This window comes from Streptomyces lacaronensis (assembly GCF_047337785.1).
GTDB classification, from domain to species: domain Bacteria; phylum Actinomycetota; class Actinomycetes; order Streptomycetales; family Streptomycetaceae; genus Streptomyces; species Streptomyces lycopersici.
In genome coordinates, this window is sequence record NZ_JBLHDK010000003.1 from 2,380,384 (window position 1) to 2,400,338 (window position 19,955).

Here is a 19,955-nt window from a genome sequence, read left to right on the forward strand (position 1 = left end):
TCCAGACAGTGTCGCGATCAGCTCGGCGGCTCGATCACCAGCCGTGCCCCCTGTGTTTCGCCGGACGAGGGCCCGGTCTCCAGCAGGAGTTCTCCGGGTTCCACGGCGAGGCCCAGGTCCCGGGTGACGGAGGCGAGGGTGTCGGCGTCGATCGCGAACACCGCGTCGGTCTCCTCCCCCGGCCGCAGATCGAGGCGGGCGAAGCCGCGGAGCTCGCGTATGCGGGGCCACGAGGAGCCGCCCGACAGCCGGCGCACATAGAGCTGGACCGTCTCGCGCACCGGCCGCTCACCCGTGTTGCGCACGGTGACCCGGCAGATGAGCGCCGGGTCGTCCGGGGTCAGGCGGGCGCGCGAGAGCCGTGGCGGCGCGTAGGCGACCGTGGTGTACGACAGTCCGTGGCCGAAGGCGTAGCGGGCGGTGGCGGGCTGGTCCGCATAGCCGCGGTACCGGTGGTCCTTGGCGTTGTAGAACACCGGCAGCTGCGCGGCCGACCCGGGGACGGACACCGGCAGCCGCCCCTCGGGTCCGGCCGCGCCGAACAGTACGTCGGCGACGGCCCGTCCGCCCCACGGACCGGGGTACCAGGCACTCAGCACCGCCGCGGCCGTGCCGGAGAGGTCGGGCAAGGCGTGCGGACGGCCCTGGACGAGGACCACGGCGACCGGCACACCCGTGGCCGCCACCGCGTCCAGGAGCGCCGACTGGCCGTCGGGCAAGCGCAGTTCGGCGAGGTCGACACCCTCGCCACAGGTCATACCGGCGGGGTTGGCCGAGCTCACGACGGCCGCGCCATTGGTGTCGAAGGCGGTGTCGCCGGACCGGGCGCTGGACCCGCCCAGGACGAGCACCGCGATGTCCGCCGCCGCCGCCAGCGCGACCGCCTCCGGGACACCGGAGAGATCGCCGCCGACCAGCTCGCACCCCGGCGCGTAGGTGACCTCGGCGTCCGGCGGGGCGGCCGACCGGATGCCGTCCAGGACCGTGACGTGGTGGGATCCGGGGCGCTGTGGCGCGGTGTAGTCGCCGATCTGCTGGGCGATGGAGTCGGCGTTCGGGCCGAGGACGGCGATCCGGCGGGCCGAGGGCGTCAGCGGCAGGACTCCCCCGTCGTTGGCGAGCAGTGTGATGGACGCGCGGGCCACGCGTTCACTCAGCTCACGCGGGTCGGAGGGCCGGACCACGGCAGGCGCGTAGGGCCGCTCGAAGAGGCCCAGGCGGAACTTCAGCGCCAGCACCCGGGCCACGGCGGTGTCCAGGGTCCGCTCGGTGACGAGCTCCTGGGCCACCGCCTCGGCCAGCCGCGGAAAGCAGGCATCCCAGAGGCTCAGGTCGCATCCGGCGTTGAGGGCCAGGGCGCCCGCGGCCACCGGGTCGCCCGTGAGCCGGACCAGCCGGTCGATGGCGCCGCCGTCCGCCATGACGATGCCGTCGAACTCCAGCCGCTCCCGGAGGAGTTCGGTCAGCAGCGGTCGGCTGGCGACGCAGGGCAGGCCGTCGAATTCGTTGTAGGCCGCCATCACCCCGGCCGCACCGGCGCGTATCCCGGACCGGGCCGCCGCCAGATGGATCTCGTGCAGTTCACGCGCGCCCAGTTCGGTCGCCGCGCTGTTGCGTCCGCCGACCGTGGCCCCCTGTCCGGCGAAGTGCTTGAGCACCACGGCCACGTCCGCCGTGCGCATCCCCCGCACCAGCGCCTCGGTGAGCCGGGCCGCCAGATACGGGTCCTCGCCGAAGCACTCCTCCGCACGGCCCCAGCGCGGGTCGCGCACCAGGTCGAGGGCCGAGACCAGCGCCACGTGGCCACCGCGCGCCCGCACTTCGGCGCCGACCGCGGCCGCCGCCGCCTCGTGGAGCCCGGGGTCCCAGGTGGCGCCCACGGCGAGGTTGACCGGCAGCACGGTGCCGTCCAGGGCCTGGTGGCCGTGCGGAACCTCCTCCACGAACAGCACGGGTATGCCCAGCCGGGTGTGCTCCACGACATGCCGCTGTACGGCATCGGCGACCCGCGCCCCGTCCGCCGCCGTGATGCCGTCGGCGAAGCCGACGCCGGACCAGGCGTCGGCCCGCTGGAGCCCGTACAGGGCCCCCATCCCGCCGTACGCGGCGACCTCGGCGCGGAAGGCGTCGGTGAGCCGGTGGCCGCTTTCGGTGCGCTCGTAGGCGTGCCAGCCGTACATGCGCTGGTTGACCTGGCCGACCTTCTCGGTGAGCGTCATGCGCCCCAGCAGATCGCGGACCCGCTCCGCCACCGGCGCGGTGGGGTCGCGGTAGGGCTGGTCGGTCACGTCAGCTCCAGGACGCGCACACCGTACGGGCCGAGGGTCACATCCGCCGTCGCCGCGCCGGACGCCAGGTCGCGCGGCGTTCCCTCGGCGACGGGGCGGACGGTGACCTCGTCGGGGCTCTGGCTGACCAGCCAGACGAAGCGGCGTCCGTCGTCGTGGACGAGGAGGTCCGCGCCGACGTGGGGGCTGTCGACCGTCACCGGGCGGTGGACCCCCGCCACGTCGGCGAGCGCCGCGTACAGCCGGTGGGTCTCCTCGGGGTTGGCGCGGGGGGTGCGGGCGGCCATGTGCTCCAGGGGGTAGGTGGCCAGGACGGTGCGGCCGCGCCCGGTGTCGCGCACCAGGAGGGCGGGCCGCCCGTGGGCGTCGGCGGCCACCACCCGGGCGTCACGCGGAACGACCGGCAGATACGCCCGGCTGTCCTCGTTGCCCGCGACCGGGAAGCGCAGCGAGGTCCCGGCCGTCAGCCCGCCGAAGTCCTCGGTGAACGTCATCTCCAGGACGTCGTCCTCGATGGGCTCGGCCACACCGTAGGAGAGTTGCAGTTCGACGCCGAACAGCCCGTCCAGGTCGTCGAACCACGGGCCGCGGGTCCCCGGGTGCTCGCCGGAGCAGAACGAGAGATACACGGTGGCGCCCTCGTGGGCGCGGCGTTCGAGCTCACGCCGGGTGCGCGTGGTGAGCTGGCGGGTGGCGGGGAGCAGATACAGGGCCGCGTCACCGGGCAGCCCGTCGGCTTCCCGGCTGAAGCCCACCGGCAGGTCGGCGGCGCGCGTGGCCACATAGCCCTGGTGCAGCGATGTGAAGATCAGCGGCCGGTCGGCGGGCCTGCTGTAGGGGTAGCCACGCTCCAGGAAGGCGGGTACGACCAGGGCCGCGTCCGCGTCGGAGCGTCGGCAGTGTGCGAAGTCCACGGCCTTCAACGTCTCGGCGAACGCGGCGAGTTCGAGCAGCGGGGCCTTGGGGGTGCCGGTGTGGTCGGTGATGCCGAAGTGCATCTCGAAGGGGTGGTGGTCGTACGGCGAGCGGTCCCACAGGTCGTCGTAGTCGGTGTTGTTCCAGGCGATCCAGCCCGTGGCCCCGCCGAGCAGCGAGTTGTGCAGGGTCTGCCGGTAGTAGACCGCCGCGTTCTCATCGGACACGGTGTCCGTGGAGAGCCCGAACTCCTCCAGGACGACGGGCTGTCCGGTGACCGACGCCAGTTCGCATTCGAAGGCGGCGCGCAGGTGCTGACGCGGCCGGTCGGTGTCCGAGCGGTAGACGTGCGGGCCCACGAAGTCCACGTATTCGGCGGTCTCGCGCAGCGAGAAGCCGTTGTCGCGGCCGGTGACCTCGATGCCCCACGCGCCGTCGCCGAGGGAGACGGGCTGAGTGCCACCGGCCGCCCGTACGGCGTTGCACATGGCCTGCGCCCAGGCGGTCACCACCTCGGAGGTGGGCGGATCCACCTGGTAGACACGGCCGTAGCCGGGCATCTCATTGGTGATGAGCCAGCCGGTGACCGCGGGGTGGTCCTTGAAGCGGCGGGTCATCTGGGACACGAACCAGGCCTGGCGGCCGACCATCCACACGTCCTCGTAGAGATCGCGGCCCCCGCGCCAGACGGGGTCCCAGTTCTCGCCCGACATGTGGCCGACGATGAAGGTGGGCACCGTGCCCATGCCCGTCTCGGTGTGGGCGTCGAGGAAGTCGCGGAAGCGTTCGCACAGCGTCTCGTCGACGCGGTGGGGCTCTGGATGGAAGTCGGGCCAGTAGAAGAACGACCGGGTCATCGTCAGGCCGTGCTCGCGCAGCACCCGCAGTTCCGCGCGGACCGTCTTCGGGTCGTAGTCGCGCCACATCAGGGGCCCGCCGGTGCGGGACCAGAAGTTGGCGCCGAGCCAGGGCAGGACGGCGGGGTGGTGGGTGAGCTGGGCGCTGTGGCGTCGCATGGTCCTTCTCGGATGTCGGTGGTACGGGTGGGGGGTGGCCCGGTACGTGGCCGGGGTCGGGGTCGGGGGCGGGGTTCGGGTGTCGGCCGGGGCGGGCCGCGATTTCGGGCGTCAGCCTGGACGAGACCGTCGGACCGTCAGCCGGGGGCGGGTCCGGTGGACTCGCGGACGACCAGCCGCGGCCGGTCGTCGAGCGCCGTCTCCTCGACGTCCTCGCCGCAGCGCGCGAGGAGCAGCCGGGCGGCGGCCGCGCCGACCCGCTGCACCTGCTGGTCCACCGTGGTCAGCCGGGGGTGCAGCCAGCGGCCGAGCGGCAGGTTGTCGTAGCCGACGACCGACAGATCGTCGGGGACGCGCAGCCCGGCGCGCTGGGCCGCGCCGATACCGCACATCGCCATCGAGTCGTTGGCGTAGACGATGGCGGTGGCGCGGTCGGCGGCGTCCAGCAGGGCCTGGGTGGCGGCGACGGCGGACACTTCGGTGAAATCGGTGTGCAAAACCGCGTAGGGCCGCAGGCCCGCCTGCCGGAGCGCGGTCTCGAAGACACCGCCGCGCAGCCGGGTGTGCCTCAGATCGGCGGGGCCCGCCACATAGGCGATCCTCCGGTGTCCGAGCCCGAGCAGATGGCGGACGACCTCCTCGACGGCGGCGTCCTGGTGGCCGAGGCCGACGCGGGGCACGGCGGCGGTCCGGTCGGGGGGACCGAGCAGCACGGCGGGCAGGCCGAGGCGGGCCAGCAGGGCGGGGCGCGGGTCGTCGGCGCGGGCGTCGGTCAGGACGGCGCCGTCGACGCGGCCCTCGGCCGCGAGCCGTTTGTAGAGGGCGTTCTCCTCCTGGGCCCCGGCCACCAGGTGCAGCAGCAGACCGTAGCCGCGCGGCGCCAGTTCGCCCTCGATACCGGTGATCAGCTCGCTGAAGTGCGGGTCCGCGCCGAGCACATCGGTGGGGCGCCGGACCACGAGGGCGAGGGTGCGGGTGCGGGCGCTGCGCAGGGCGGCGGCGGACGCGCTCGGCGACCAGCCGAGCTCCGTCGCGGTGTCCAGGATGCGCTGCCGGGTGGCCTCCGACAGCCGGCCCTTGTCGTTGAACGCCTGGGACACGGCCGCGGTGGACACCCCGGCGGCGGCCGCCACCTGTTTGATGGTGGGGCGCCGTCCGGGTTTCGCGGCGGTCGTGCTCACGCCCTGACCGGCGGTCGTGCTCACGCCTTGACCGCCCCGTTGATGAGCGCCTGCTGCATGCGTTTCTGGAGCACCGTGTAGACGACCCATACGGGGATCAGGGTCAGGACGGTACCGGCGGTGAGGACCCCGTAGTCGGTGCCGGTGATGGCCTTGAGAGTGGGCAGGGCCACCTGCACGGTGCGCTGCTCGGGGTCGGGGCCGATGATGATCAGCGAGTACAGGTATTCGTTCCAGAAGGTGAGGAAGTTCAGCAGGAGCACGGTGGCGATACCGGGCAGGCACATCGGTATGTAGATGTGGCGCAGCACCGTGTAGGTGGACGCCCCGTCCATCCGGGCGGCCTCCTCCATCTCCCTGGGGATGGTCCGCATGAACTGCACCAGGATCACCACCGACAGTGGCATCGCCGTCGCGGGCAGGAAGAAGACCATGAACAGCCGGGTGTGGAACAGTCCGGTGGCGGCGGCGAGCAGGAAGGTGGGGAAGAGCGCCGCGAACGTCGGGATCAGGAAGCCCAGCGAGAAGACCTTCTCCATCGCCGAGGCGAGCCGTCCCGTCGAGCGGGCGAGCGCGAACGCCGCGGGCAGCGCCAGCAGCAGGGTCAGCGCCAGGGCGAGGACCGTCACCAGGGCGGAGTTGACGACTGCCGTGCCCAGGTCGGCGCTGTCGTAGGCGGTGCGGAAGTTGCCGAAGCCCAACGACTCCGGCAGCGCGAAGGGATGGGCGAAGATCTCCTCGTTGCTCTTGAACGCGGAGGCGAGGAAGTAGTAGAGCGGCACGATCAGCAGTACCGCGTAGGTCCACACCAGGATGTGCGCGGGCAGCCAGCGTTTGCCGAGTTTCATGGTGAGCCGCCTTAAGGTCAGTAGTTCTGGCGGAACGCGCGGCGGATGGCGAGCAGCCCGACGAGCCCGGCCAGGAAGAGGATGACGCCGACGGTCTGGCTGTAGCCCAGGTCGGCCGCGATGAACGCCTTCTGGTAGACGAGGAACGACAGCGTCGTGGACGAGCTGCCGGGACCGCCCTGGGTGAGCAGCAGCACGTGCTGCGCCGAGCCGAAGAGGGTCCACAGGAACTGCAGCATGGTGACGACACCGACGTAGTCGCGGATCACGGGGAAGTGGATGCGCCACATGGTCCGCCAGTGTCCGGCCCCGTCCAGCTGGGCCGCCTCGCCGAGGTCATCGGGGACGCTGTCGAGCCGGGCGGCGAACAGGACGGCGGTGAAGCCGATCCCGCTCCACACATCCAGGGCGATGAGACAGGCCAGGGCCGTGGACGGCGAGGCGAGCCAGGCGTCGGTGAGCGAACCGAGCCCCACCGACTGGAGCGCGCCGTTGGCCAGCCCGTCCGGGGACAGCGCCGCGTAGAACACCATGGCCTTGGCGGGGGTGGAGATCAGGCCGGGGATGAACAGCAGATAGCGGATCACCCGGTGTCCGGGCGGCTTCTGCGCCACGTAGTAGCCCAGCATGTAGGCGCACGCGATCATGATCGGCAGCGCCACCGCCAGCTGGACGGCGGTGTTGCGCACCGCGTCCCGGAAGACGGGGTCGTCCAGGACGGTGCGGACGTTGCCGAGCCCGGCGTACGACACCGGCTGGAGCATGCCCGGCCAGTGCAGGGCGGCGATCACGAAGATGGCGATCACCGGGCCGATCATGAAGACCGCGTACCAGACCAGCGCCGGTACGGCGAGGATCGTGCCGCCCTGCCGGGGTGTGCCGATACGGCCTGTGGTGGCGGACGGTGCGGAGTGGCGGATCGCGGCCCCGCCCGGGGGCGACGTCAGCGTCGTCATGAGGTGGCTCCCGTGGAGTCGGGCTCGGGATATGAGCGAACGGGCGGGCGGTTCACGCGGAGCGGTACGCGGTCTCGAGCGCGGCGCGGACCTTCGCGGCGCTGGTGCCGCGGGTGAAGGAGGTGCTGGTCGCGGTGATCAGCGGCTGGGCGGCGGCGGGCGGGACGTACACATCGGGCAGCAGCGCCTGGCTCACCGTCGAGCCCAGCCGCTGTGCGGCCGCGACCAGCGGGAAATCGGTGCTGACGGTGTGGGAGCGGAGCGCCATGTCGCGGCCGCTCTCCTTGATGAACCGGTCGACGGTGTCGGGCCGGTACATGAAGCGCAGGAACTTCTCGACGGCGTCGATCTTCTTGGTGCCGTTCGGGCTGATCCAGAAGCCGATCAGGGTGTAGGTGCGCAGGATGGTGGGCTTGTCGTGCGCGGCGCCGTCCGCCAGCGGCCACCCGCCGACCTCGGTGTGCCGGGCCACCTTCGGTGGCACCTTGGCCAGCGCCGATGACATCGCCGACTCGATGGCCGCGGCCTGCGTGTTGAACTGCGTGGTCATCGAGTCCGAGGTGAGGCCCTGGGCCTTGTCGGCGAAGACGCCCGCGTCGCGCAGTGTCACGAAGTACTCGATGCCCTGCCGGGCGCCCTTGGCTCCGAAGTCTCCCGTGGAGTAGGCGTGCCGGGCCTCGTCCTCGGTGAGGAAGGTCTGGATGATCTGGGCGAGCAGCTTCTGCCCGGTCCAGTCGTTGCCACCGACGGTCACGGGCGCGATCCCCTTGGCGCGCAGCTTGCGGGCCGCGGCGATCAGTTCGTCGCCCGTGGTGGGTATCGCGTCGACGCCCGCCCGGTCCAGCAGGGCCCGGTTGTAGGCGATCGGCCAGTTGGTGGCGAAGTAGGGGAAGGCGCGCACTCTGCCCTTGGCGTCGGTCCACTCGGCGAGAGCCTGCGGGAGCACACGCTTCCGCAGCCCCCAGTCGTCCAGATAGCCCTTGACGTCGACCGTGGCGCCGACGTCCGTCCACGCCAGCGTCTTGTCGTAGAGGTTGACCATGACGACGTCCGGCTCCTTGCGGGCCAGCCGCGAGGTCTCGTAGACCTGCGCGAGGTCGTCGCCGTTGATGAGGTTCTTGACCTTGAGTCCCGGATTCTCCTTGCGGAACCGGTCGAGGGCCGCGAGGTAGGTGGGCGATCCCGGGGCGGTGGTGCCCAGCTGGCTGTGCACGACGAGCGTATCGGGATCGGAGTCCGCCCCGGTGAGCGCGGAGCAGGCGGAAAGGCCGGGCAGGACGGTCGCGGCGGCGAGGCCGGAACCGGCGGCGAGGAAGCCGCGCCGAGTCAGCGGTGAGTGCACTGCGGGGGTCTCCAACCAGGCGGTTAACGAGTGGTTAATCGATCTACCTCGAGGGTGTGAGGAATGTAGGAGCCACTTCGCCTCTGGTCAAGCCCTTGCCGGGGCCCAAAACGCGTCGGACCCGCGAACCCCATCCGCCGCGGGGAGCGGATGGGGTGCGGGTCGCGTGTGCCGCGGTTGGGTGGGGGCGCGCGTGGTGCGGGTCGCCCGTGATGCGGTTGGGGGCGGGTCGCCCGTGCTGGCGCGCCCGTAGTGGCGCTATTCCCAGGCCAGCCGTACCTGGGCGCCGGGGTCCGCCACCTGCGTCCATGTCTCGGCGATGCGCATGGTCGTCCTGCGCACGCTGTCGTACGGCGGCCAGCCGGGGTCGCCCGTCCTCGCGAACCGGATCCAGGTGGAGTGGACACGGGAGGCGAGGTCGGCGGGCGGCTCGGTCGGGCCGAGGATCGCCTCGGGTCCGTGCAGCCGCGCCGGCTCGGTGCGGTCGAACACGAACGGCAGCTCCATGACGTGCGAGGCGCCGAGCCGGCCGTCCAGCGCCTCCGACCGCCAGGCGAACTCGTAGACATGGGTCCGCGACGAGGGGTGCTGGGCGTGGGCGGTCGCGAGCCGCCGGGTGCCCGCGCCGAACAGGGCGTCCGTCATGATCGCGGCCCGCAGCTCACCCGGGGACGCCCCGGGCCGCTCCCGGCGGTAGACCTCCACCAGCTTCTCGGGGACGGGGTGGGAGCGTGCCGCCGTGGCGTGGACGTCCTCCTCGGTCGAGGATGTGAGGTGGCCCGACGGGGCCAGATAGAGGTTGCCCTCCTCGGCGGTCGTGCCGAGCAACAGATCGATGCCCGCGCCACGTCCGGTGGCCACGGCCTCGGCCGGCTGCTGGTCCAGGACGAGGCTGAACGTGCTCAGGCCGATCAGCGGGTCGAAGCGCCCGTCGACCGCGAGATCGATCCCGGCGAGTTGGGGCATGGCCTCCACGAAGCGCTCGTCGGGGATCGACGCCAGCGCCTCCGCGGTCCCGGTGGTCCCCAGGACGCGGGCGAGGGCCTGGGTGACCCGGCTCGCCTGGGCGCGGCTGAACGCCCCCAGGCCGCTGCCGCTCTGGATGATCGCCCGCTGGAAGAGCCCCTCGGCCCGTGGGTCGGCCACCACCGCGCCCACGATGGTGGCGCCCGCCGACTGGCCGAAGAGCGTCACCCGGGACGGGTCGCCCCCGAAGGCCGCGATGTTCTCCCCGACCCAGCGCAGCGCGGCGATCACATCCAGCAGGCCCCGGTTGTCGGGGGCGTCGGGGAGGTGCAGAAAGCCGGGTATCCCGAGCCGGTAGTTGAGGGTGACCAGGACGACGCCGTCCCGGGCGAAGGCGGTGCCGTCGTAGAGCTCGGACCGGGTGGACCCGGCCACGAAGCCGCCGCCGTGCACGAACACCATCACGGGCAGGTCGTCGCGTGTGGTGTCGGGCGTCCAGATGTTCACCGCGAGGTAGTCCTCGCCCGGGACCCAGCCCTGTCCGAAGTACGGGGACATGTCGAGGCGGCCGAACGCGTCGCGTCTCGGCTGCGGTGCCGTCGGGCCCGCGGCGGTGGCGTCCCGGACCCCGTCCCAGGGCGGGTGCGGCCTCGGCGGGGCGAACCGGGCGGCGCCCTGTGGTGGGGCGGCGTACGGGATGTGCCGGAAGACGGCGGCGTGCTCCTCCTGGCGGCCGCGGACCGCGCCGTGGGAGGTCGCGACGACGGGGGCGGTGGTGTGGTTCGTCATGCGTGGTGTGTCTCTTCCTCGGTATCGCTCCGGCCGCCGGTCACAGCGTTGCGAAGGCGGCCCATTCCTTGACGGCGAACGTGCTGCCCTCGCGGCGCACCTCGGCGGCGCCGTGGCCGCCCAGGTGGGCCGGGAAGACCAGGTGGTTCTGATCGGCGGCCCGGCCGAGGATCCGGCGGCGGGTGGCACGGGATTCCGCCGGGTCCTCGCAGAAGCAGCTGTTGGTGTCGGGATCCGCGATCTGCACCGGGCTGTGCAGCAGGTCCCCCACGAAGAGCGCGCGGTCGCCTCGGGAATCGAGGGCGAGCACGGAGGATCCCGGTGTGTGTCCGGGGGCGAGCTCCAGACGGAGATTGGCGTCGATATCGAGGCCGCCGTCCCACAGCAGCGCCTTGCCCGCTTCCCGGATGGGGGCGACGGAATCCTCGAAGACATTCTGATTGCCCCTGCCGAGCAGCGGCTTGTGCTCATTCTCCGGATTCCAGAACTCGAAGTCACGCTCCGGGATGAGATACGTGGCGTTGGGGAAGGTCGGCACCCACTGCCGACCGTCGAGACGGGTGTTCCAGCCCACGTGGTCGACGTGCAGATGGGTGTTGACCACGATGTCGACGTCCTCCGGCCGCACCCCGGCCCTGGCGAGATTCCCCAGGAAGTCGGTGTTCAGATAGCTCCACACCGGTGCGTACGGCCGGTGCTTGTGGTTGCCCACCCCGGTGTCGACGAGAATGGTCTTGCCCTCACTGCGCAGGACCCAGGTCTGAATCGCGGACCGCACGCTATCGGTGCCGGGGTCGTAGAAGTCCGGGACCAGCCAGGAGGCATTGTCCTTCCAGACCTCCTCAGGGCTTTCCGGAAAGAAGGTCCGGGGCGTCAGGTCGACGGATCCGAAGTATTCCTCGACGCGTGTGACGCTGACGTCACCCAGGGTTATCTGCTGCATGGATGTCTGCCTCGTTCATGAGAAGTCCGATTCGCAGCAGAATCCTCGTCGGGGTGGGTCATGGGCGGTATCCGTCACCTGACTGCAGTCGCTGACGGAGGCGGGCAGCACGACCGATAACACGTCATCGCGACACCGAAAACTTTTCGGAGGCTGGCGGGGTGAGATCCTTTGCGGTGTCGATGACCACGCGCGCACCTCGAAGAGTCGCAGATCAGACCCGAAGTGCCAGCAGCGTCTGCGAGAGTTTCTACCGGAATCATTCCGGAAGAAGCGTTGACGTTGTGTCAGCCGCGCAGCATACTCCGCATCGATCGTCGCCCATCGGCACACCACTGCCACCCGCCCCCGAAGAAGGGACAGCAATGGTCATCGATTCCCGTCAGGCCCGTCAGGAACGGGGAGATCGCCGTCCTCGGTTACGCGTCCGAAGGGCGTTCAGCCTCGGCGTCGTCGGCCTCCTCACCGCGGCCGGTGTCCTGGCCCTGTCCGGTCCCGCCAGCGCCGCGAGCACCCTCGGCGGCGCGGCGGCGGCCAAGGGCCGCTACTTCGGCGCCGCCGTGGCCGCCAACCACCTCGCCGAATCCCCGTACGCCACCACGCTGGACACCGAGTTCAACGCCGTCACACCCGAGAACGAGATGAAGTGGGACGCCGTCGAAAGCTCCCGCAACTCGTTCAACTTCGGCAGCGCCGACCAGATCGTCGGCCACGCCCAGGGCAAGGGCATGAAGATCCGGGGCCACACCCTGGTCTGGCACTCCCAACTCCCCAGCTGGGTGGGCGGTTTGAGCGCCACCGAGCTGCGCTCGGCGATGAACAACCACATCACCAAGGTGATGCAGCACTACCAGGGCAAGATCTACGCCTGGGACGTGGTCAACGAGGCGTTCCAGGACGGCAACAGCGGTGCGCGGCGCAGTTCACCGTTCCAGGACAAGCTCGGCGACGGCTTCATCGAGGAGGCGTTCCGCACCGCGCGTGCGGCCGACCCCGGCGCCAAGCTCTGCTACAACGACTACAACACCGACGGCCAGAACGCGAAGAGCAACGCCGTCTACAACATGGTGAAGGACTTCAAGGCGCGCGGTGTGCCGATCGACTGCGTCGGCTTCCAGTCGCACTTCAACGGCCAGTCCCCGGTCCCCGGTGACTACCAGCAGAACCTCCAGCGCTTCGCCGACCTCGGCGTCGATGTGCAGATCACCGAGCTGGACATCGAGGGCTCCGGCTCGGCCCAGGCCGACAGCTACCGCCGTGTCACCCAGGCGTGTCTGGCCGTGTCCCGCTGCACCGGCATCACCGTATGGGGAGTCACCGACAAGTACTCATGGCGCGCCAGTGGCACCCCGCTGCTGTTCGACGACAACTACGCCAAGAAGCCCGCTTACACCGCGGTGCTCACCGCGCTGGGCGGCACCAGCGGCGGAGGCGGTGGCGGTGGCGGCGACGGCAAGTCGTGCACCGCGTCGTACTCCGAGACGCAGCGGTGGGGCGACCGTTTCAACGGCAAGGTGACGGTGACGGCCGGATCCTCCGCCATCAGCGGCTGGACGGTGACGGTGACCGTGCGTTCGGCGCAGAGCGTCTCCACGACCTGGAACGGCACTCCCAGCTGGGACAGCGGCGGCAAGGTCATGACGATGAGGCCCAACGGCAACGGCAACCTGGGCGCCGGGTCGGCCACCAGCTTCGGCTTCACGGTCATGGCCAACGGGGACTGGTCGGCCCCCACCATCGGCTCGTGCACCGCGTCGTAGCCGACCGGCAGGGGACCACACCACACCCGCACTTCAGGAGGGACCATGACCGGACGCGGAAAGGCCGTGGCAAGACGCGTAGGCACGAGAAGCACCCGGAAGGCGCGGCGGTTCGCACTCGTCGCCGCGGCCACGGCCGCCCTTGCGGGGTTCTCCGCCGCCCCGTCGCCCGCGGCCACGCACACCGAGAGCGCCTGGGCCAACTGCCCCAATGGGTACGTGGGTCTGACGTATGACGACGGGCCGAATCCGGGGTCGACCCAGGCGCTGCTCAACGCCCTGCGGGCGGGTGGCGCGAAGGCCACCTTCTTCATCTGGGGGCAGCACGCCGACCAGTATCCGGACCTGCTCAGGGCCGAGCAGGCGGCGGGTATGTGGATCGCCAATCACACCACCTCGCACTCCCATCTCACCCAGATCGGCGAACCGGCGGCGTACAACGAGATCGCGGGCGCCCAGAACACCATCCGGCGCATCACCGGACAGACACCCACCCTGTTCCGGCCGCCCTACGGGGAGACCAACGCGCAGGTCAGGGCCGATGAGGCCCGTCTCGGGCTGACCGAGGTGCTGTGGAGCGTGGACTCCCAGGACTGGAACGGGGCCGGCACTCAGCAGATCGTCCAGGCCGCCGCCACCATGCGGGCGGGCAGCATCATCCTCATGCACGACGGCGGATACCAGACCACGGTCGCCGCCGTGCCGCAGATCCTCAGCGGACTCGCGGCACGTGGGCTGTGCCCCGGCAGGATCACCGCCGGGGCGGGTGGCGGCGCGGTCGTCACGGCTCCCTGAGCGCCGTATCCGGCTGACCGCTTCCGGTCGCGTCGCGCGGCAGCGGCCGTGGACCTGCCTCTGCCTCCGCCGCGCCACCGGCGCCCCCGTGTTCGCCACCGCGGCAGGCGGTGCGCGACGGGGGCGCCGGCAACAGGCGCTGGAGCAGCGGGCCGGTCATCATCGTGGTGACCACGGCCATGGCCACCATCACGGTGAAGACGCGGCCGTCGATGACACCGAGGCCCAGGCCCACGTTGAGCAGGACGAGTTCGGTGAGCCCGCGCGCGTTCATCAGCACGCCCAGGGTGATGGACTGCCGTGGAGTGGCCCCGGTGAGCCGGGCGGCGGCCGCGGCGCCGATGAACTTGCCCGCGCAGGCCGCGACGAGCACGGCGAGCAGCATGGCCAGGCCCTGGCCGCCGAGTCCCTGGAAGTTGACGGACAGCCCGGTGACGGTGAAGAAGACCGGGAGCAGCAGCAGGCTCGACTGCTCGATGCGCGCGGGCGCCTCCGGGGCGTGGGCCTCGAGCAGGCGACGCGGTACGACGGCGCCGAAGACGAAGGCGCCGAACACGGTGTGCAGCCCCATCGCGTCGGTGGCCCAGGCCGACAGCAGCAGGCCGCTGAACACCACGCCTTGGACCACTGTGCCGTCCCGGTTCCAGGCCCGCTCGACCGCCAGCAGCCGGTGCAGTGCGGGCTTGACCACATACAGCATGCCGAGGACGAAGAGGGCGGACAGCAGCGCCATCCGGGCGAGCGGCCAGGAGCCGTCGGCGTTCACCACGACGACCACGACGGCGAGGATGCCCCACGCCAGCAGGTCCTGGAGGGCGGCGCAGGCGAGCGCCATGGTACCGATGCCCTCCCGGGCCAGACCGTGGTCGGTCAGAATGCGGGCGAGCACCGGGAAGGCCGTGATGGACATGGCCGCGCCCAGGAACAGCGCCGGGCCGAGCAGCCCCATCCGCCCCCGCTCGGTGAGGCCCCAGGACGCGAAGGCGACGGCCAGGCCCGTGCCCAGGGCGAACGGCAGGGCGACGGAGCTGAGCGAGACCGACACCACCTGACGGCCCCGGCCGCGCAGTTGCGCCACATCGAGGTGGTATCCCACTCCGAACATGAAGAGCACGAGGCCGAGTTGGGCCAGCAGCTGGAGGAAGGGGCGGGCCTGGTCCGGGAAGAGGACCGCGGTCGGATTCCCGGGGAGCAGCCCCAGCAGACTGGGCCCCAGCATCAGGCCCGCGGCGATTTCCCCCAGCACCGCCGGCTGCCGCAGCCGCTGGGCGATCCGCCCGCAGACGATGGCCGCGGGCACGACCACGGCAAGGCCGATCAGCACATCACGGATGGTCTCTTCCAGCACACTGCCACTCATCGCCATGGCCCTCCCCGTCACCGGTTGCGCCCAGTCTCGGGGAGCCAAACTCCCATACCGAAATGTGCACTTGGACGTCTGGACGCAGGGCCGGCGCCGACCGCGTGCCATCACGCTGGCCGTGCGCGTACATGTCCCGCCCGTATCGGGCAGCCCGAAGCCCGGCACCGGGACGGGGGATCCACGGTGCCGGGCGGCTCGGTTCAGACCGTGCGCAGCGCCTCCGTCGGTGGCATCCGGGCCGCCCGCAGCGCGGGCAGCAGCCCGGCGATCGCGCCGATGGCCACGGCCGCGCCGAGTCCGCCCGCCCAGGCGAGCACCGGGACGACGGTCTCCCAGCCCTTGACGCCCGCGTAGACGAACGTCGCCAGCGTGCCCAGCACCACCCCGACCGCGCCACCGAGCATGGCGAGCAGGATCGCCTCGGAGAGGAACTGCAACCGGATGGTGCCACGGGTGGCGCCGAGCGCCCGCCGCAGGCCGATCTCCGAGCGGCGTTCGAGCACGGAGATCACCATGGTGTTGGCGACTCCGATGCCCCCGACGAGCAGGGCCACCGCCCCCAGCCCGAGGAACAGCCCGTCCAGCGCCGACCGCGCGGCGGCCCGGGCCTCGAGCGCGGCCGACGGCTGGGTGACACTGACCTCGCTGGGGTTCTGCGGGTTGGCCGTGGCGGCCAGGACGTTGCGGACCTCCTTGACCTGGTCGGTGTCCGACCGTACGTACACCGTGGAGGGGTGGCCGTCGAAGTCCAGGTACTTCTTCGCGGCCTCGTAGCCCACCAGCACCGCAGAGTCGATCTCCGGGGTCAGCTTCGCGGGCTTGAGCACCCCGGACACGTAGAACCACTGGCCGCCGACCCAGATGCGCATGCCGGGGTGGATCCGGGAGACGCCCAGCCGGCTGGCGGCGTCCCAGCCGAGGACGGCCACCGGCTGCCGCGCGGTGGCGGCGTTGAGGTATCTGCCCTGGGCCATCGAGGTGCGCACCGCGGCCGGGAGGCGCAGGCTGGCGGCGTTCACCGAGAGGGAGTTGGTGTTGAGGCTCGGGATGTGCGGACTGCGGTACGCCTCGGCGTCGGTCTTGCCGGTGCTCTGCACCGCCTCGACCGGGCCGATCCGGGAGATCATGCCCGGCGCCTCGACGGGGAGCTTGGCATCCCCGCCACCCAGCGACTGGCCCGGAGTGACCTTCAGCAGATTGGTGCCCAGCTTGTCGATCTCGGCGAGCAGCCCGGCCTGTGAGGAGGACGACAGCCCGAGCACCGCCACCATCGCGGCGACGCCGATGGCGATGCCCAGCGCCGACAGGGCGGCCCGCATCCGGCGGGTGCGCAGGCCCACGCTGGCGGTCCGGCCCAGGTCGGCGGGGTGGAGCCGGCCGGGGGCGGGGGCCGTGGAGGTCATGGCAACCGCCTCTCGATGTCCAGCGGGTCCTCCGCCGACATGACATCGGCGACGATGTGGCCGTCGAGCACCTCGATCCGGCGCGGCAGCCGGGCGGCCAGCTCCCGATCGTGGGTGATCATGACGATGGTGGTGCCCTCGGCGTTGAGCTCCTTGAACAGCTTGAAGATCGCGGCACCCGCGACGCTGTCGAGGTTGCCGGTGGGCTCGTCGGCCAGCACGATCGCCGGATCACCGGCCAGGGCGCGGGCGATCGCCACCCGCTGCCGCTCGCCACCCGACAGCTGCGACGGCCGGTGGTGGATCCGGTGGCTGAGGCCGACCCGGTCCAGGGCCACGGCGGCCGCCGACAGCCGGGCCGGGCGCCGGACGCCCGAGTACAGCATCCCGTCGGCCACGTTCTCCAGTGCCGTGGCGTGTTCGGCCAGGAAGAACTGCTGGAAGACAAAGCCGATCCGGGTGGCGCGCAGCCCGGCCAGCGCCCGGTCGGACATCGCGGCCACGTCCTCCCCCACGACCCGTACCGTTCCGGAGGTCGGCCGGTCCAGGGTGCCCATGACCTGCAACAGGGTCGACTTGCCGGAGCCGGAGGGGCCCACGATGGCCACCAAATCACCCCGGTGGACGGTGAATCCGGCCCCGTCCAGCGCCACGACCGGGGAGGCGCCCGGATAGACCTTGGTCACGTCCTCCAGTTGCAGTACCGCCTCGCCGGTGGTCCGCACGTCGACCGGCCGCGTCTCGGTCTCCACGCCGGTCATGACGCGGGCACCGCGATCTTCTGGCCGACCTCGAGTCCGGCGCCGCTGACCTCCACCTTGCCCTCGCTGTCGTCGAAGATCCCGGTGCGCACCGGGATCAGCTTGTGCTTGCCGCCCGCGTCGACGACCTCGACGGCGTAGCCGCCCCCGGCGAGCGCCAGCAGCGCGTTCACCGGCACCGACAGCACGTCCTTCACGGTGTCGGAGACGATGGCCACCTGGACGGGCGCCTGGTCGAGCCCGCCCGTGGCCTTCGGGTCCTTCGGCTTGATCTGCACCTCGATGGTGGTCTTGTCGTCGACCTGCTTCGCCACCTTCCCCACCGACGACACCTCGCCATCGGTCGACTTGCCGTTGGGGAGGGTGATGGTCACCTTGTCGCCGACCGCCACTCCGGTCTGCTGGCTGGCGTTGAGCTCGACGGTGACCTGCCGCGTGGTCGAGGAGACCTGCAGCACGTTCTGCCCCTGCCCGGCCGGGCCGCCGCGTACGGCCCCGGACTTGATGACCCGGACCTCCTCGGCGGGCAGGAACACGGCCTGCCCGAGCGACAGTTCACCCGTCTCCTTCAGACCGACGTCGTCCTGGAGCTCCTTGAGGGCGTAGAAGGTCTGCATGCTGAAGTAGTCCGAGTCGGGGTCGATCTGCGCCTTGGTGGCGTACTTGAGGCTGACGAGCGCGGCGTTGAGCTGCCGCACATCGGCGCCCTCGGCGCCGTAGGCCAGATCGCGGTACACCGGCTCGGCGGCGCCCTGGAGCATCACCACCGGCTTGCCGCTCACACGGTAGAGCACCTCGCCCTGGCTGATCACATCGCCCACGGCGGGCAGCCTGGTGATGGTGCCCTTGGCGTTGTTGACGACGTCGTACGAGCCCGCGTAGCCGAGCGTCCCGTTCTCCAGGGTGCGGGCCGACAACGACCCCTTGGTGACCTTCGCCAGCCCGGTGGGGGCGCTGGTCCTGGCCGACGAGTCCTTCTCGGACTTCTTGAACGGATCGGCCACGACGACGCCCGCGCCCGCCGCGACCACGATCGCCACGACGACGATCGCGGTCAGCCCGCGCCGCTTGCGCCGCGCCGGTGGTGGCGCGCTCTGCCGCTCCGGGGGGCTCGCTTCCTCGTCCTCGGTCGGGGTCTGGGTCGCACTCACTCCGAGCCCCCACCGGGCTTGTTGGGCTCCATGTTGCGCAGGGACTCGGGCTGGTACTGCTTGCAGCCGTCCTCCGCCTTCTTGAACTGCGGAGTGGTCGGGTCGACTTCCAGCTTGAAGCCACCGCTCTCGTCCGGGTCGGGGAAGCTGGGCACGCCGTTCTTGCGCATGCACTTGGCGTACTTGAGCTTGTCCTCGGTCGGCCACACATCGCCCGGACCGCCGCCACCTTCCTGCGGGGGCGGGGCCGGCATGTACTGCTTGCAGGCTTTCTCGGCCTTCTGGAACTCCGACGACTGCGGGTCGATTCCGGCGCCCATGCCCTCACCGGGCTTCGGGTCCTTGAAATCGGGCAGGCCGTTCTTCCGCATGCACTCCGCGAATTTCAGCCCGTCGCCTTGTGTACCGGCCTCCGGCTTCTTCGACTGCGAGTCCTTCCCGGAGCCCACGCTGGCCACGCTCTTATCGGGTTCGTCGCTGTCGCCACAGGCAGTGGCGAGCAGGGCGACCCCGGTCAGCAGCGCCGCCAGTGCGGTGGTGCGCCGCAGCCTCTTCTTGGGTGCGGCACTGCCATCCGACGGCCGCTCCGTGATAATCACCATGCCACTGTCCCCATTCCTTCGGGATTTCCTGTACCTCCTGTTTTAGCGAGGGGGCGGTTTCGCCGAGGTTTCAGTGGGGGTTACGGCTGAGATGCGCAGGTCCCGGCGCGCCGGGCATGCGGAAGCCCTGGTCTGCCGGGCATGCGGAAGCCCCGGGCCGCCGAACGGGTGGTCCGGCGGCCCGGGGCAGAGGCGGCACCCGGCAGGGCACCGCGCGGGATTACGCGCAGAGGGCCGACGTGGGCCTGCGCGGGGCAGGGCGGGGCAGGGCGGGGCCGGGCGGGACGCGCACGGGGTTACGCCGGGCCCGGCGCCCCTGCGGGCAGGTGCTGCTGACAAGCCTTGTGGGCGTCCCGGAACTCGGGTGACTTGACGTCGATCCCGGCCTCCTCGGGGGCGAAGCCGCCGCCCTTCGGGTCGGGGAAGTCGGGCACGCCGTTCTTCCGCATGCAGTCCACGTACTTCGTCAGATCGGGCATCCCACCGGGCGGCGGGGAAGCCCGGCGCCCTTCGGGCATCAGCCGCTCACAGGCTTTCTCCGCCTTCTTGTACGCATCGCCCTTGACATCGATACCGCTGCTCGGGTCGAGCAGAATCGAGCCGTCCGCGGCGGGATCGGGAAAGTCCGGCACGCCGTTGTCCCGAAGGCATTCGACGAAGGCCATGCCTTTGGCCCTCTTGTCCCCCGCCGCGGCGCTGCCGGAGGACTTCGGGGAATCGTCGGAGCCGAGCGCGAAACCCAATCCGCCCGCCACCATAGCGATCGCCAGAGCGGCCCCCAGCGAAACGAGCAGAATGCCTAATCTGCCCTGTCGACGCGTGCCCTCGGGCGGCTCGCCCGCGGCCGCGTTCTCCTTCTCGTCCATACTCTTTCCA

Annotated in this window: 16 protein-coding genes; 2 read left to right on the plus strand and 14 right to left on the minus strand. The window is 71.2% G+C overall.

What is annotated here, in order from left to right:
• Positions 1-17: 17 nt before the first annotated feature.
• The 8 genes from ACMTAK_RS10485 to ACMTAK_RS10520 all read right to left on the minus strand — a co-directional run bounded on the left by ACMTAK_RS10485 (position 18) and on the right by ACMTAK_RS10520 (position 11,244).
• Positions 18-2,288 (minus strand): glycoside hydrolase family 3 N-terminal domain-containing protein, encoded by a 2,271-nt coding sequence (locus ACMTAK_RS10485; RefSeq protein WP_413805957.1) that lies wholly within the window; start codon positions 2,286-2,288, stop codon positions 18-20.
• Positions 2,285-4,219, minus strand: a complete 1,935-nt coding sequence (locus ACMTAK_RS10490) for a cellulase family glycosylhydrolase (protein WP_413805958.1) — start codon at positions 4,217-4,219, stop codon at positions 2,285-2,287. The genes ACMTAK_RS10485 and ACMTAK_RS10490 overlap by 4 nt, the downstream gene beginning before the upstream one ends.
• Before the next feature lie 137 nt (positions 4,220-4,356).
• Positions 4,357-5,424, minus strand: a complete 1,068-nt coding sequence (locus ACMTAK_RS10495; protein ID WP_413805959.1) for a LacI family DNA-binding transcriptional regulator — start codon at positions 5,422-5,424, stop codon at positions 4,357-4,359.
• Complete coding sequence (locus tag ACMTAK_RS10500) at positions 5,421-6,248, minus strand: carbohydrate ABC transporter permease (RefSeq protein WP_086880469.1); 828 nt, start codon at positions 6,246-6,248, stop codon at positions 5,421-5,423. Before ACMTAK_RS10500 ends, ACMTAK_RS10495 begins: the two co-directional genes overlap by 4 nt.
• 17 nt (positions 6,249-6,265) lie before the next feature.
• Positions 6,266-7,204: a carbohydrate ABC transporter permease gene (locus ACMTAK_RS10505; protein WP_413805960.1), complete on the minus strand. Its 939-nt coding sequence runs from the start codon at positions 7,202-7,204 to the stop codon at positions 6,266-6,268.
• A gap of 52 nt (positions 7,205-7,256) precedes the next feature.
• On the minus strand, positions 7,257-8,546 hold the full coding sequence (locus ACMTAK_RS10510; protein ID WP_413805961.1) for an ABC transporter substrate-binding protein: 1,290 nt from the start codon (positions 8,544-8,546) through the stop codon (positions 7,257-7,259).
• A 258-nt stretch (positions 8,547-8,804) separates the two neighbouring features.
• A complete protein-coding gene (locus ACMTAK_RS10515) occupies positions 8,805-10,301 on the minus strand; it encodes a carboxylesterase/lipase family protein (protein ID WP_413805962.1) in 1,497 nt (498 codons plus the stop codon).
• Between the two features lie 40 nt (positions 10,302-10,341).
• Complete coding sequence (locus tag ACMTAK_RS10520; protein WP_413805963.1) at positions 10,342-11,244, minus strand: MBL fold metallo-hydrolase; 903 nt, start codon at positions 11,242-11,244, stop codon at positions 10,342-10,344.
• Between the two features lie 365 nt (positions 11,245-11,609).
• Between ACMTAK_RS10520 and ACMTAK_RS10525 the strand changes: the two genes are divergently transcribed.
• Both ACMTAK_RS10525 and ACMTAK_RS10530 read left to right on the plus strand, forming a co-directional pair.
• Complete coding sequence (locus ACMTAK_RS10525) at positions 11,610-13,004, plus strand: endo-1,4-beta-xylanase (protein WP_413805964.1); 1,395 nt, start codon at positions 11,610-11,612, stop codon at positions 13,002-13,004.
• A 45-nt stretch (positions 13,005-13,049) separates the two neighbouring features.
• Positions 13,050-13,799 (plus strand): polysaccharide deacetylase family protein, encoded by a 750-nt coding sequence (locus tag ACMTAK_RS10530; protein ID WP_413805965.1) that lies wholly within the window; start codon positions 13,050-13,052, stop codon positions 13,797-13,799.
• Here the strand turns inward: ACMTAK_RS10530 and ACMTAK_RS10535 are convergent.
• The 6 genes from ACMTAK_RS10535 to ACMTAK_RS10560 form a co-directional block, all read right to left on the minus strand.
• Positions 13,786-15,159 carry a cation:proton antiporter gene (locus tag ACMTAK_RS10535; RefSeq protein WP_413805966.1) on the minus strand — a complete coding sequence of 458 codons (1,374 nt, stop codon included), beginning with the start codon at positions 15,157-15,159 and terminating at the stop codon, positions 13,786-13,788. The genes ACMTAK_RS10530 and ACMTAK_RS10535 overlap by 14 nt on opposite strands.
• 203 nt (positions 15,160-15,362) lie before the next feature.
• Positions 15,363-16,565 (minus strand): ABC transporter permease, encoded by a 1,203-nt coding sequence (locus ACMTAK_RS10540; RefSeq protein WP_413805967.1) that lies wholly within the window; start codon positions 16,563-16,565, stop codon positions 15,363-15,365.
• Positions 16,562-17,326, minus strand: coding sequence for an ABC transporter ATP-binding protein (locus ACMTAK_RS10545; RefSeq protein WP_413805968.1), 765 nt, complete (start codon positions 17,324-17,326; stop codon positions 16,562-16,564). Before ACMTAK_RS10545 ends, ACMTAK_RS10540 begins: the two co-directional genes overlap by 4 nt.
• Entirely contained in the window at positions 17,323-18,477 is a 1,155-nt protein-coding gene (locus ACMTAK_RS10550; RefSeq protein WP_413805969.1) for a peptidoglycan-binding protein, read from the minus strand. The genes ACMTAK_RS10545 and ACMTAK_RS10550 overlap by 4 nt, the downstream gene beginning before the upstream one ends.
• Positions 18,474-19,079: a hypothetical protein gene (locus ACMTAK_RS10555; RefSeq protein ID WP_413805970.1), complete on the minus strand. Its 606-nt coding sequence runs from the start codon at positions 19,077-19,079 to the stop codon at positions 18,474-18,476. Before ACMTAK_RS10555 ends, ACMTAK_RS10550 begins: the two co-directional genes overlap by 4 nt.
• 296 nt (positions 19,080-19,375) lie before the next feature.
• Positions 19,376-19,945, minus strand: coding sequence for a hypothetical protein (locus ACMTAK_RS10560; protein WP_413805971.1), 570 nt, complete (start codon positions 19,943-19,945; stop codon positions 19,376-19,378).
• Between the last annotated feature and the right edge of the window lie 10 nt (positions 19,946-19,955).